Raw genomic sequence first — 12,466 nt, 5'->3', positions numbered from 1 at the left:
CGGACTTGCGCGTGGTTCGGTGCGGGCGTGCTCGGGTCGGCCCGAAGCGGGGTCACCGGTTGAGGGGTTGGTGGAAGCGGACCGTGTTGCCGGCGGGGTCGCGGAAGGCGGCGTCGCGGACGCCGTAGGGGCGGTCGATGGGCTCCTGGAGGATTTCGGCGCCGGTGGCGCGGGCGCGCTCGAAGTCGGCGTCGAGGTCGTCGCTACTGAAGACGATCATCGGCAGGACTCCCTTGACGAGCAGGTCGCGCAGCGCGTCGCCGTCCTCCTGGGAGCGGCCCGCGTACGGGCTGGAGAGCACGAGCTCGGGCCCGCCGTACACCGGGCCGGTCAGGCTCACCCAGCGCTGCTGCCCCGACCCGTTGTCGTCGGTGACCTTGAAGCCGAGCGCGTCGCGGTAGAAGGCGATCGCCTCGTCCATGTCGTCCACGGTGATGTGACAGTACTGAAGTGCGAGAGTCATGCGGCCACGCTAGGCGGCACCGCCCCGGCGGGGCTTCTTCAAAGCTGACCGATTGCCGATCATCGTGCCGGGTCACAAGCGGTACGCGCTCGCCGAGGACCACCTGCGGCAGGGGTTCGCCGTGGTGGCCGACTCGGTGAACCCGCGCGGCGGTCACCCGCGACGCCCGGCGCGAGGCCGGGGCACGCTCCGGGAGCGCCGGTCGCGGCCGTGGGGCACGTCGCGAGCTTGGCCGCCGGGATCGGCGTGCTGTGGCGGGGTGGGCTTGTGTGTGCGGGGCGCGCCGCTGCCGTTCCCGGTCGGACGGGATGAAGCGGCCTGGTGCTGTCAGGGGTGGCCTGCAGAATGGCGGATGTGATCTACCTTGCCGAGGGCGAGCGGGTGGCGCTGCGCTACCTGTGCCTGCAGGACTACGAGGAGCTGACGGCCCTGCACCAGGAGAGCGCCGAGATGCTCGCCCGCTGGATGCCGGGCCCGCCCATCGTCACGTACGAGGCGTTCGTGGGCTACCTGTCCAGGTTCGACGGCACGGTGAACGAGGGGTTCCTGATCTGCCGGCGCGACACGGGCGCGATCGTCGGCCGGGTCGACGTCAACAACATCGTCAGGGGCACGCACCAGAGCGGCACCATCGGCTACTCCGCGTTCGCCTCGACGACCGGCCGCGGCTACATGACGGAGGGCCTGCGGCTGCTGGTGCGGCACGCGTTCGGCGAGATGGAGCTGCACCGGCTGGAGGCGAACATCCAGCCGCACAACACCGCCTCGATCAACCTGATCAAGCGGGTCGGGTTCCGGCGCGAGGGCTTCTCACCGAGGTTCCAGTTCATTGACGGCGCCTGGCGGGACCACGAACGCTGGGCCATCACGGTGGAGATGACATGAGAGAGCCCGCCTCGCCCGGCTGAGGACCGCCAGGCGCCGCGCGGCCACGGTGGGCCTGCCGCGTCGCCCGCCCGGGACCGTCAGGTCGTGGGGAGGAGGGTGCCCAGGGGGCCGAGGTCGAGGTTGAGGTCCTCGGGCGTGAGGCCGAAGCGCTCGCACAGATCGGCCATGGCCTCCTCCAGGCGCATCAGCGTGACGCCGAGCGTCTCGATCTGCTCGTCCGTCAGGCTGCCCTCCTCCATGCGGCGTACGCACTGGCGCTCCACGAGCTGGCGTACCAGCTCGATGATGGTGAGCACGAGGCGGGACAGGTCACGCTCGACCGTCTCCGGGTCGGCGGCGATGCGCCGGCACGGTGCTTCCAGAGGGGCTCCCGCGGCGGCGTCCATAGCGGCGTCCATAGCGGCGGTCACAGGCTCCCTTCCAGCTCGTCGACCGAGGCGATGACGGCGTTCAGCGAGATGCGGACGAGGTCGATGTCCGCGATGGACAGCACCAGGTCGCCGGTCAGCACGACGCCGCCGGCGAGCAGCCGGTCCAGCAGGTCCACCAGCGCGACCCGCTCAGGGGGAAGCTGCTCCAGCGCCACCACGTCCCGCATCACGCCTCCCCCTCCGCGCTTTCGCGCCTCACGCCGTCTCCATGACCGTGAACGAGTACGGCGCCCACGGGCCGGTCAGCCTGACCTCGACGCCGTCGCCGCCGAGCGTGCCCGCCAGCTCGGTGAACTCCGCGGCTCGGGACTCGTCCACCAGGTATGCGCCGTTCAGCAGCATCCAGTCGTTGCGGCCGGACAGGCGCGGGTCCTGAGGGCGGTGGCGGCAGCCGTCGGCGGCCAGGGCCGACAGCGTGCGGTGGATGTGGTCGGCGCGGCGCAGCGCCTGCGCGCGGAGCTGCTCGCGACCGCGCAGGCTCGCCCGGCGCCGTTCCAGGTACGCCCGTCCCGGCCGCGACTCCCGCTCATCGCCGTTCGGGCAGCGCCGCGCCGCACGTGCCTCACCGTCCCGGCCACGCCGGTCCTCGCCGACGGCCGCCCCGCCGGACGACACACCGGCCGATCCGCCGGACGACGCACCGGCGCCGGAGCCTGCCCGTTCGGAGGCGTCCATGGCGGCGGCCCGCGCGGCAGGGCCGGACGCCGCAAGACCGGACGCCGCAAGACCGGACGCCGCAAGACCGGACGCCGCAAGACCGGGCGCCGTGAGGCCGGTCGCGCCGGGTTCCGGTGCGGCGGTGTAGACCTTGACACCCCACTCCTGGCGGCCCGTCACGTGGGACAGCACCCGGTGGAATTCCTCCCCGCGCCGCTCCAGCAGGTCCGTCACCTGGTCGTCGCCCGCGTACACGGTGACGAGCCGGACCGGGGCGGTGGTGGTGACGGCGGCGACCGCGTCGACCACGCGGTGGTGGGCGCGGGCGGTCTCGGCCAGCCAGTCCAGGTCTTCGAGCGAGCGCTTCAGCGGCTCCTCGCCGAAGCCGTCGAGCGGCACCGTGCTCACGTACGCCACGAGCCCGTTGCGGGCGATGGTCCGCACCGGCGCCTCCGCGACGCCGGCAAGAGGCTCGCCGGGCGGCAGCGGCTCGCGGGCCACCGCGTACAGGTACGTGCCGTCAGCCATGGTCCGCCTCCCTTCCCTCGGCGATGGCCAGGCGGCGGCGCAGCCTGCGGTTCTCCTCGACGAGCTCGCGGTCCCTGCCGGAGAGCCAGGGGTCGTGCGCCCACCAGTCGATGCCCAGCTCCCTCGCGGTGTCCACGGACGCGATGAGCAGCCGCAGCTTGATCGTGAGCAGTTCGATGTCGAGCAGGTTGACCCGGATGTCGCCGGCGATGACGATGCCCCGGTCGAGGACGCGCTCCAGGATGTCGCCGAGGTTGGCGGGCTCGCGGTTGGCGGGCCCCGCCCCGTACGAGGGGCGGACGACGGGACCGGATGAGGCCGCCATGTCACGCCTCCCCGAAGTCGGCGTTCGACCGCCGGTAGCGCCGGATTCTCCGATATGACAGCAAGCTGCCCCCCTTATCCATCTCCACCCGGTAGACGGCGAGCATGTCGCCCGACGACGGGATGCGGCGGTCCTCGACGATCTCGACCTCGACCAGCCAGCCGTCGTCCGCGGGCGTGACCGAGGTGACGCCCTCGGCCTCTTTCCCGGTCAGCTCGGAGACGAGGCGCAGGCCGGCGCCGCCCGCCGAGGCGGCGTCCAGCTCCCCGGTCTCGGGCCCGCCAGGCTCGAAGCCCGGCTCCCCGGTCTCGGGCTCCCCCGCTTCGAGGTCCCCTGCGTCTCCGAGATCCCCGGTGTCCCGTTCCTCGGTCTCCACTACGTACCTACCTGAGGCGGGCCGCTTGGCGCTCACCCCGGCTCACCTCCCCGTCGCCAGGCGCAGGACCTCTTCGACGGCCCGGCGTTCCTCTTCCTCCGAGATCTCGCCGGCCTGCCTGGCCGCCTCGATCGCCTCAAGCCGCCTGCGCACGGCGGCGGGGTTGCGCAGCTCTCGTTCGGCCTGGTCCTGGATCATCTCGGCCAGCCTGACCAGGCCGCGCACCGGCGCGAGCGGCCAGGTGAAGATCAGGGAGATCAGGCCCACGCGGCGCACCCCCTCACGCCTGCGCGATGACGAAGTCGTACGGGGCCATCGGGCCGAGCAGCCGCAGATCGACCCGGTCCGCCCAGCGCTCGCCGAACTCCTTCAGCGCCTGCTCCAGCTCCTTGCTCCTGTCGGCCTTGACGAGGAGGGCGACGTGCGCGGCGTCCCATTCGTGGGACGGCTCACGCAGCGACGCCTGCAGGTAGTGGCCGGTCAGGCCGTCGAGCAGCAGGCGGGTGTCCATGTCGCGCTTGGCCTCGACGGAGGCGGTGATGATCTCGCCGAGCCTGATCCGCTCGTTGCGGGTGGCGTCCTCGGAGGTGCCGCGGATGGCTTCGCGCAGCGAGGCGGCCTCCGGGCTCTCGGCGAGGATCTCGTTGAGCACGGCCCGCTCCTGGTAGCGGCCTTTGACCACGTACTGGGTGGTGCCCATGAGCTCGTCGAGGGCGGCGCGGAAGTCGTCGTGGTGCGGCCCGAGCAGCTCGTCCACGACGGCGCCGGTGCCGGAGAGCACCGCGCCGAACCGGAACGGCAGCACCGGCCCCTTGGCGGCCATGCCGTCCAGCAGCTCCTCGTGCGCGAGCAGGTCGGCGGGCCTGCCGAGCGGTCTGTCCACGTTCACGTCGCTGACGAGGGCGGCGATCTCGCGGTGCGTGATGAGCCGCACCTCGCTGGGAGGCTCGCCCAGCCCCTTCTGGTCGTGGCTCACCTCGGTCTCGGCGGGGACGATGCCGTAGACGTAGGTGGCGAGGTTCTGGGCCTCCTGGGTGGCCTGGCCAGCCCCGGAGACGTCGGTCGAGCGTCCCATGGCGCTGTTCTTCCTCTCACTTGAAACGCATCTTGGTGGGGGCGCTCCGGGGTTGCTTGCGCTGGTGTGCCTCGTCCGAGCCGCCGAGCTCGTGCGGCTCCTCGTCGCCGCCTTCGACCATGCCCTGGATGACGTCCGCGGACTTGTCCTGGCTCGCGGCGCCGGTGACCGCGCCGACGGCCTCGGGCAGGCTCTGCTCGGTCTGCGACAGGTCGAGGCGGTTGGCGGCCTCGGCGAAGCGCAGGTACGTGTCGACGCTCGCCACGACGACGCGCGCGTCGATGGTCAGGATCTCGATGCCGACGAGGGACACTCTGACGTAGGCGTCGATCACGAGTCCTCGGTCCAGGATCGTGTCGATGACGTCGGCAAGGCCGGTGGGTCCCCGCCCGCCACCCGGCCCGGCCGACGCCGGTTGCACTGACGTAGTCATGATGTGGCTTCCTCCGCCTCACCCGGCCTGCCCGATGAAACCGACACTGAACCACATATGACTGAAAACCGGACAGATTTGGGGTGCGCCTCGCTTACGGGCGATGACGCACCGCGATTCTTGGGGCCGGCGGGTGTTTATCACCCAGAGGAGGTCAGGTGCTCGCGCGGCGTTCAGCACCCGGAAGAGGTCAGGCGCTCGTCGCGGCGTTCACCACCCGAAGAGGTCAGGCGCTCGTCGCGGCGTTCAGCACCCGGAAGGGGTCAGGTGCTCGCGCGTATCACCAGCTGCGGCGCGAGCAGCGTCGAGTCGGGCACGGTGCGGCCCTCCAGCTTGTCCATCAGCAGCCGGACCGCCTCCCTGCCCACCTCCTCGGCCGGGATCAGCACCGAGCTGAGCGGCGGGCTGGCCCGCTCGGCGACGTCGTCGGGGCAGATCGCCACCACCGCCACGTCGTCGGGCACCCGGCGGCCGAGCTGGCGCAGCGCGGCCAGCACGTGACCCACCGCCGACTCGTTGTGCACGACCAGGCCCGACAGGCCGGGGTGGTCGAGCAGCAGGTCGCGGACCGTCTCGTACACCTCGTCGAACGTCTCCTCGCAGGGCAGCGCGACGCCCCGGACGCCGTACGTCTCCAGCGCCTCCACGAAGCCCTCGCGGGTGCGGGTGGCGAAGCCGGTGCCGCGGTCGTACACGACGGAGGGGGCGCCGAGCAGCGCGATCTCCTCGTGCCCGCGCTCGGCCAGATGCTCGACGCAGCGCGCGCCGGCCGCCGCGAAGTCGAGGTCGACGCAGGTCAGCCCGGCGGGCTCGGCGGGGAAGCCGATGAGCACGCTCGGCTCGGGCAGCTCGCGCAGCAGCGGCACCCGCGTGTCGTCCAGCTCGACGTCCATCAGGATCAGCGCGTCCACCAGCGCGCTCGCGGCCACCCTGCGGATGCCCGCGGTGCCCTCGTCGGCGGTCAGCAGCAGCACGTCGTGGTCGTAGCGGCGGGCCGCGGTCACGACCGAGCTCGCAAAGCGCATCGCCACCGGCACGTGCATGCCGGCACGCAGCGGTAACACCAGCGCGATCACGTTGGAGCGCTTGCTGGCCAGCGCGCGGGCGCCGGCGTTGGGGTGGTAGCCCAGGGCGCGGACGCTGTCGAGCACCCGCTTGCGGGTGTCGGCCGAGATCGTACGCTTGCCGCTCAGCACGTACGACACCGTGCTCACGGCCACACCCGCGTGCTTGGCCACCTCCGCGATGGTGACCGTGCGCCCGCTCAAGCCCCGGCTCCGAAGTCGATCACCGTCAGCGTCACGCCTTCGTTCTCGAACACCACATACAGATCGTGCACCCCGTCCACGGCTTCGAGTGAGGCCGGAACGGCGTGATATTCGTACCGGCCGGTGCGCGGCACGGGGAAGGCGGCCAGCTCCCTGCCGTGCAGCGGGTCGCCGAGCCGTACGGTGATCATGCCGCCCTCCGTGCTGCCCGCCGTGACCACGCAGGTGGTGGCTCCGGTCAGATCGACCTCGCGGAACAGGATCCAGGCGCCCTCGACCTGGGAGCGCACGGCGTCGCCGTCCAGCCTGCTCTCGTCCGCGAACGTGATCGCGTCGTAGGCGTCGTGGCAGGCCGCGCGCAGGGGCCCGCGCTGCGGCGGGATCTCCTCGCCCTCGACCTCGAAGTCCGCGCTCAGCCGCAGGTCGGTGGCGCTGCGGCCGACCATGAGGCGGTGCGGCGCGCGCTCGACGACGAACCTGCCCCTGGTGACGTCCCAGAACGCCAGCTCGCAGACCGGCAGCCGCAGCTCCACCGTGCGGCTCTCGCCCGGCTCGAGGCGGACCTTCTCGAACCCGCGCAGCCGGCGCAGCGGCTGCTTGACCCGGGAGCGCCGCTGGTGGGTGTAGAACTGCACGACCTCGACGCCCGGCCGCGACCCGGTGTTGGTGACCGTCACCTCGGCCCGCAGCTCGCCGCCGTCGAGGCGGACCCGCAGGTCGCGGTAGCCGAACGTGGTGTAGCTCAGCCCGTGGCCGAACGGGTGCAGGGGGACGCCGCGGAAGTACTGGTAGGTGGCGTCGCTGGCGATGATGTCGTAGTCGAGCAGGTCGGGCAGGTCCTGCTCCGAGCGGTACCAGGTCTGGGTCAGCCGGCCCTCGGGGTCGGCGTCGCCGAACAGCACCTCGGCCAGCGCGTGGCCGTACTCCTGGCCGCCGTGCGCCGACCAGAGCACGGCGGGCAGGTCGCGGGTGGTCCAGGTGAGCGGGTAGCCGCTGGTGAGGACGAGGGCGGTGCGCGGGTTGGCCGCGCGCACCGCGCGCACGACGGCGTCCTGCGCGGGGGCCAGGGCAAGCGTGCAGCGGTCCTCCGTCTCGCGGCCGTTGACCAGCGGGTGGTCGCCGGCCACCACGATCGCGACATCGGCCTCTGCGGCCAGCCTGGCGGCCTCGGCGGCGCCGCTCCTGACGACGTCCATGGCCAGCCAGAGCGCCTGGTCGGCGTCCTCCACCAGGCGCAGCACGCCGTCGTCGCCCGCGCCGACATAGCCGCCGGTCGCGATGTGGCGCAGGGCGAGCATGCCGCGCGGCCGCTCCTCCATGCGGAACGTCTGGCGGACCTCCCACCCGTTCGGCCCCGGCTGGTCGTTGACCAGGGTGGTGCCGTCCACCGAGACGAAGCGGCCGGTGACGACGGCGCGCAGGGCGTACGAGCCGCCGCCCCAGTCGAAGACGTCGAACAGCCCCGCCTCGGCCGCGCCCACGGTGAGCGGCCCGCCCGCCGGGTCGGCGGCGACCGGCCCGGACTCGGCGGTCAGCGTCACCCGGTCCACCGCCTCGCAGAACACGGTCTCGCACCGCTCGGCCAGCCCGGCGCGGGCGGTGACCGCGTACGGCAGCGTGCCGCTGTACCAGTCCTCCATCAGCGTGTCGCCGAGCTGCCCGAGCACCGCGATCTTGCGGACGTCGCGCAGCGGCAGCAGGCCGTCGTTCTCCAGCAGCACGAACGAGCGCCGCGCCGCCTCCCTGGCCAGCGCCCGGTGCTCGGGGCAGTTCACCACGCTGTCGGTGATGTCGTCGTACGGCGTGGCCGGGTCGAACTCGCCGAGCCTGAATCTGACGGCCAGGGCGTGCCGGGCGGCCTCGTCGATGTCCCGCTCGGTGAGCAGCCCCTGGTCGAGCGCGGCACGCAGGTGACCGAGCGTGTCCTGCGCGCGGTCGTCGTCCTGGGTGAAGCTGTCGAGTCCCGCCTTGACCGCGTGCGCGTACGCCTCGGGCGGCGATGCGTAGTAGCCCTGCAGGCCGGTGAGGTTGCCCGGCGCGTACGCGTCGCTGACCACCAGCAGATCTCCCGGTGCCCAGGCGCGCAGCACCTGCCCGATGAGCGGGCTGAGGTGCGCGGGCCGCCCGTTGACCAGGTTGTACGACGGCATGACCGCCACCGCGGCGCCCGACTCGATGGGCCCGCGGAAGGCCGGCAGCTCGTACTCGTGCAGCACCCTGGGCGGCAGGTTGCTGGAGGTGGTGCAGCGGTCGGTCTCGTTGTTGTAGGCGAGGAAGTGCTTGAGCGTGGGCGCGGTCTTGAGCACGGCGGGCGGGGCCTCGGCGTCGGGAGCGCTCCCATTCAGCCCGCGGGCGTACGCCGTGGCCAGCAGCGAGGTCAGCCACGGGTCCTCGGAGTAGCCTTCCTCGTTCCGCCCCCACCTCGGGTCGCGCAGCGGATTGACCACCGGCGCCCACACGTTGCGCCCGGCGCCCGCCGGGTCCTTGTGGTGGAAGGCCAGCACCTCGTCGCCGGTCGCCGCGCCCACCCGGTGCAGCAGGCCGGGGTCCCAGGACGAGGCCAGGCCGATGGCCTGCGGGAAGACGGTGGCGGGGCCGAGCCAGGCCAGGCCGTGCAGCGCCTCGGTGCCCGTGCGGAAGGGGCCGATGCCCAGCCGCTCCACCGGCGCCTGGTACTGGTGCAGCAGGCCCACCTTCTCCTCGATGGTCAGCCTGCTCAGCACGTCGTCGATCCGGTCGTGAAGGGGGACCGCTGGGTCGCGGAAGGGGGGTTCTTGCATGATCGTCCCTCTGAGAGTGTCGAAGCGCTTCGACGACCGGCCTGGGGAAGTTACGCGGACATTTCGGTGGATTGACTGAAGGGTGCACGTCCCCGTGAGCGAGGTCAAGAGGTCTGCGGCAATCCTCCCGGCAATCTTCCGGAATCGATCGAGTCGAGCACCCGCGCCGCGCCACCGAGCGCGGCCGCGTCGTGCCCGAGTGTCGAGGCCACCACCTCGGGGCCGCCCGGCGCGACCACGCGCCGGGCCAGCTCCTCGTGCACGGCGGGCAGCACCCACGGCGCCAGCGGAACGTAGTAGCCGCCGAGGATCACCACGGCGGGATCGAGCAGGTTCGCCAGGATGGCCACGCCCTGGCCCAGGCCCGCACCGACCGCGGCGAGCCGGGCGAGCGTGCCGGGGTCGCCGGCCCGCGCCTGGCGGACGACCTCCTCGATCTCGGCCTGGGTCTCGGCCGGCGACAGGTCCCTGCGCAGCACGGCGCCGATGCCGGCCACCGCCTCGAGGCAGCCGCGGCGCCCGCAGTGGCAGACGGGCCCGTCGGGGTCGAGCTGCACGTGGCCGATCTCGCCGCTGTGGCCGCGTCCGCCCCTGCGCAGCCGCCCGTCGAGGATGATGCCCGCGCCCACGCCGCGCCCGCCGCTGAGATAGACCAGGTCGGAGGCGCCCGCGTGGGAGCCGAAACGCTGCTCGGCCAGGGCCGCGAGGTTGGCCTCGTTGTCCACCTGGATGGGGAAGCCGGGATCGCGCAGCGCCTTGGCCAGGTCGCCGGCGATGTCGGCGTCGTGCCAGCCGAGGCTGGGCGCCAGGCGCACGGTGCCCTGCACGTCGACCAGCCCCGGCACGGCCACGGCCAGGCCGAGCACCTGGCGCTCCTCCTTGGCCATGCGGCTGACCACGCGCCGGATGATCGCGCCGACCCCGGCCACGCTCTGGCTGACCGAGTCGCCGCCCGAGAACGCCCGCCGCCAGGTCAGCAGCCGCCCGCCCGCGAGGTCGGTGGCGATGGCCGAGACGGTGTCGACGCCGATCTCGACGCCGATGGCCGCGTAGGGGGAGCCGTCGAGCACGAGCATCGTGGCCGGACGGCCGACGCGGTTCTCCGTCAGCCCGGTCTCGCGGACCAGCCGGCGGTCGATGAGGTCGGCGACCAGACTGGAGACGGTCGCCTTGTTCAGCCCGGTGGAGGCCGCGATGTCGGCCCGCGAGCACGGTGCGTGCTCGCGGACGAAGCGCAGCACGACCGCCAGGTTGGTGGCCCGCACGTCGGCGAAGTCGGCCGGCTGAGGGCCGGTCGTGGAAGTGATCAATATCAGCCCCGTTCCCGCCAAGAAGTGATCCCAGCATGCCGCATCGCCGGCTTTCTCCACCAACCGGAGAACGGCGGCTCCGGCGCTCCGTCATGCGGGTTGCTCATCGGCACCAACCTGTGACCGTCGCGATCCCTTGTGGCTGCAGTCACACTCTACTAATTTGTTTGGTCGAAATACCAACTAATTGTAGGTGGGGCGCGGCCTGCGGTCCACCGCGGGCAGCGGCGTTCCGCGCCCTGAGGCCCATCCCATCCCGAGGAGGGACCCAGTCATGCCGACACCCAACCCGACCCGCCGCGGTTTCCTCGGCCTGGTCGGCGCAAGCGTCCTGGTGGCGGGCTGCGCCGAGAAGAGGCAGGCGCCCAAGGGCACGGCCGTCGCCGCCGACAAACTCTCGAGCCTCGTACCGACCCGGGTGCCGTACGAGATCCCCGGGCTGAAGCCGGACCTGCCGGGGTCCGAGTTCGTGCAGCCGGGCTTCCTCAAGCGACCGGCCGAGATGGTACAGGCCGTCACCACCCCGCCGCTGACCAGCGGCAAGGAGGTGACCGCGATGACGCCGCTGTGGGGCACGGTGCCGCCGGGACTCGGCAGCAACTCCTACTACGACGAGGTCAACAAGCGGCTCGGCGGCGTCGTCCGCTTCAACATCTCCGACGGCAACACCTACGGTGACAAGCTCAGCACCGTCCTGGCCAGCGGCGACGTGCCGGAGATGGTGATGATCCCGCAGTGGGAGCTGACCAAGATCGGCCACTTCACCGAGGCGGCCAACAAGCTCTTCGCCGACCTGTCCCCCTACCTCGCCGGCGACAAGGCCAAGGAGTTCCCGCTGCTGGCCAACTACGACACCGCCGCCTGGCAGTACGGCGTCTTCGGCGGCGTGCTGCAGGGCATCCCGTGGCAGAACGACCCTTACCCGTTCGCCACGTTCGTCCGCGAGGACATCATGAAGAAGCTCGGCCTCGAACACCCCAAGAGCGCCGACGACCTGCTCGCGCTCGGCAAGGCCATCACCTCGCCCAAGGACAAGCGCTGGGCGTTCGGCGGCGGCATGGAGCAGGAGGTCCAGCGGGCGTTCGGCGTGCCGCGCGAGTGGCGCAAGAAGAGCGACGGCACGCTGGAGTACAAGTACGAGACCGAGGAGTTCGCCGCCCACATCGAGTTCGTCACCAAGCTCTTCGAGGCCGGATACGTCCACCCGGACGTCGTGGCCAACAAGGACGCCGACAACAAGGCGATCTTCGGCAGCGGCGAGATGGTCATCTACCGCGACGGCCTCGGCGCCTGGCACGAGGCGCTCGGCCGCTTCCAGGCCGACAACCCCGACTTCGACATGCAGATCGTCGACCCGTACCCGGCCAAGCCCGGCGGGCGGCTCATCATGTGGCGCAACGAGCCCGCCAGCATGTTCGTCTTCATCAAGAAGGGCCTCGGCGACGCCCGCACCCGCGAGCTGCTCGCGCTGTCGAACTGGGCCTCGGGACCGTTCGGCACCCAGGAGTACGAGCTGTGCTACAACGGCGTCGAGGGCAAGCACTACAACGTCGTGAACGGCCAGGTCAAGCAGACCCCGCTCGGCCGCAAGGAGGTCGCGCCGACCTACCTGTTCCTGTCCGGCCGCCCCAACGCCAACGCGATGAGCCAGTACGAAGGGCTCGTGCAGTCCCTGTGGGACTGGCAGACCAAGGCCTCCAAGATCCTGGAGAACGACCCGTTCGTCGGCATCCGCGTCGAGACGCCGTCGAAGATGGCCGGCATGGCCACGCCCACCGAGGACAAGATGCAGGAGATCTTCCGCGGCAAGCGACCGGTCTCCGAGTGGCCGAAGATCCTCAAGGAGTGGCAGGAGCAGGGCGGTAACGAGGCGCGCGAGTTCTACATGAAGGTCGCGCGCGAGAACGGGCGGCTGTGACGGCGTCGCGGACG

Annotated in this window: 13 protein-coding genes and 1 pseudogene; 2 read left to right on the top strand and 12 right to left on the bottom strand. The window is 71.8% G+C overall.

The window, feature by feature from the left end; all coding sequences use genetic code 11:
* Positions 1–52 precede the first annotated feature (52 nt).
* Positions 53–463 carry a VOC family protein gene (locus ACGFIM_RS22065; RefSeq protein WP_393203021.1) on the bottom strand — a complete coding sequence of 137 codons (411 nt, stop codon included), beginning with the start codon at positions 461–463 and terminating at the stop codon, positions 53–55.
* A gap of 354 nt (positions 464–817) precedes the next feature.
* Between ACGFIM_RS22065 and ACGFIM_RS22060 the strand changes: the two genes are divergently transcribed.
* Positions 818–1,348 carry a GNAT family N-acetyltransferase gene (locus ACGFIM_RS22060; RefSeq protein WP_393203019.1) on the top strand — a complete coding sequence of 177 codons (531 nt, stop codon included), beginning with the start codon at positions 818–820 and terminating at the stop codon, positions 1,346–1,348.
* An 80-nt stretch (positions 1,349–1,428) separates the two neighbouring features.
* Here ACGFIM_RS22060 and ACGFIM_RS22055 read toward each other — a convergent pair whose 3' ends face one another.
* The 11 genes and pseudogenes from ACGFIM_RS22055 to ACGFIM_RS22005 form a co-directional block, all read right to left on the bottom strand.
* Positions 1,429–1,761, bottom strand: a complete 333-nt coding sequence (locus tag ACGFIM_RS22055; protein ID WP_393203017.1) for a gas vesicle protein K — start codon at positions 1,759–1,761, stop codon at positions 1,429–1,431.
* Positions 1,758–1,949 (bottom strand): gas vesicle protein, encoded by a 192-nt coding sequence (locus ACGFIM_RS22050; RefSeq protein ID WP_393203015.1) that lies wholly within the window; start codon positions 1,947–1,949, stop codon positions 1,758–1,760. Before ACGFIM_RS22050 ends, ACGFIM_RS22055 begins: the two co-directional genes overlap by 4 nt.
* Positions 1,950–1,977: 28 nt before the next feature.
* Entirely contained in the window at positions 1,978–2,967 is a 990-nt protein-coding gene (locus ACGFIM_RS22045) for a GvpL/GvpF family gas vesicle protein (RefSeq protein WP_393203013.1), read from the bottom strand.
* Positions 2,960–3,292 carry a gas vesicle protein GvpJ gene (gene gvpJ, locus ACGFIM_RS22040; RefSeq protein ID WP_393203011.1) on the bottom strand — a complete coding sequence of 111 codons (333 nt, stop codon included), beginning with the start codon at positions 3,290–3,292 and terminating at the stop codon, positions 2,960–2,962. The genes ACGFIM_RS22045 and gvpJ (ACGFIM_RS22040) overlap by 8 nt, the downstream gene beginning before the upstream one ends.
* A 1-nt stretch (position 3,293) precedes the next feature.
* The gene (gene gvpO / locus ACGFIM_RS22035; RefSeq protein ID WP_393203009.1) at positions 3,294–3,704 is read right to left on the bottom strand and encodes a gas vesicle protein GvpO; all 411 of its coding nucleotides are present in this window, start codon (positions 3,702–3,704) and stop codon (positions 3,294–3,296) included.
* A 6-nt stretch (positions 3,705–3,710) separates the two neighbouring features.
* Positions 3,711–3,935: a gas vesicle protein GvpG gene (locus tag ACGFIM_RS22030; protein ID WP_393203007.1), complete on the bottom strand. Its 225-nt coding sequence runs from the start codon at positions 3,933–3,935 to the stop codon at positions 3,711–3,713.
* Positions 3,936–3,948: 13 nt separating this feature from the next.
* The gene (locus tag ACGFIM_RS22025; protein ID WP_393203005.1) at positions 3,949–4,743 is read right to left on the bottom strand and encodes a GvpL/GvpF family gas vesicle protein; all 795 of its coding nucleotides are present in this window, start codon (positions 4,741–4,743) and stop codon (positions 3,949–3,951) included.
* 226 nt (positions 4,744–4,969) lie between these two features.
* Positions 4,970–5,176: pseudogene (gene gvpJ / locus ACGFIM_RS22020) on the bottom strand (gas vesicle protein GvpJ); the annotation flags it as partial.
* Between the two features lie 263 nt (positions 5,177–5,439).
* Entirely contained in the window at positions 5,440–6,444 is a 1,005-nt protein-coding gene (locus ACGFIM_RS22015; RefSeq protein WP_393203003.1) for a LacI family DNA-binding transcriptional regulator, read from the bottom strand.
* Positions 6,441–9,224, bottom strand: coding sequence for a glycoside hydrolase family 3 C-terminal domain-containing protein (locus ACGFIM_RS22010; protein ID WP_393203001.1), 2,784 nt, complete (start codon positions 9,222–9,224; stop codon positions 6,441–6,443). The genes ACGFIM_RS22015 and ACGFIM_RS22010 overlap by 4 nt, the downstream gene beginning before the upstream one ends.
* A gap of 104 nt (positions 9,225–9,328) precedes the next feature.
* Entirely contained in the window at positions 9,329–10,534 is a 1,206-nt protein-coding gene (locus ACGFIM_RS22005) for an ROK family protein (protein ID WP_393202999.1), read from the bottom strand.
* A gap of 274 nt (positions 10,535–10,808) precedes the next feature.
* Between ACGFIM_RS22005 and ACGFIM_RS22000 the strand changes: the two genes are divergently transcribed.
* Positions 10,809–12,452, top strand: a complete 1,644-nt coding sequence (locus ACGFIM_RS22000) for an extracellular solute-binding protein (protein ID WP_393202997.1) — start codon at positions 10,809–10,811, stop codon at positions 12,450–12,452.
* Positions 12,453–12,466 lie beyond the last annotated feature (14 nt).

The sequence above is a fragment of the Nonomuraea sp. NPDC049309 genome, assembly GCF_043196965.1.
Lineage (GTDB): Bacteria > Actinomycetota > Actinomycetes > Streptosporangiales > Streptosporangiaceae > Nonomuraea > Nonomuraea fastidiosa.
This window is presented reverse-complemented; position numbering and strand designations above follow the sequence as displayed.

Bases quoted from the DNA above. Each gene is read 5' to 3' on its own strand.
- ACGFIM_RS22010 (WP_393203001.1), bottom strand. From the start codon at position 9,224: ATGCAAGAACCCCCCTTCCGCGACCCAGCGGTCCCCCTTCACGACCGG.
- ACGFIM_RS22050 (WP_393203015.1), bottom strand. From the start codon at position 1,949: ATGCGGGACGTGGTGGCGCTGGAGCAGCTTCCCCCTGAGCGGGTCGCG.
- ACGFIM_RS22000 (WP_393202997.1), top strand. From the start codon at position 10,809: ATGCCGACACCCAACCCGACCCGCCGCGGTTTCCTCGGCCTGGTCGGC.
- ACGFIM_RS22045 (WP_393203013.1), bottom strand. From the start codon at position 2,967: ATGGCTGACGGCACGTACCTGTACGCGGTGGCCCGCGAGCCGCTGCCG.
- gvpJ (WP_393203011.1), bottom strand. From the start codon at position 3,292: ATGGCGGCCTCATCCGGTCCCGTCGTCCGCCCCTCGTACGGGGCGGGG.
- ACGFIM_RS22065 (WP_393203021.1), bottom strand. From the start codon at position 463: ATGACTCTCGCACTTCAGTACTGTCACATCACCGTGGACGACATGGAC.
- ACGFIM_RS22025 (WP_393203005.1), bottom strand. From the start codon at position 4,743: ATGGGACGCTCGACCGACGTCTCCGGGGCTGGCCAGGCCACCCAGGAG.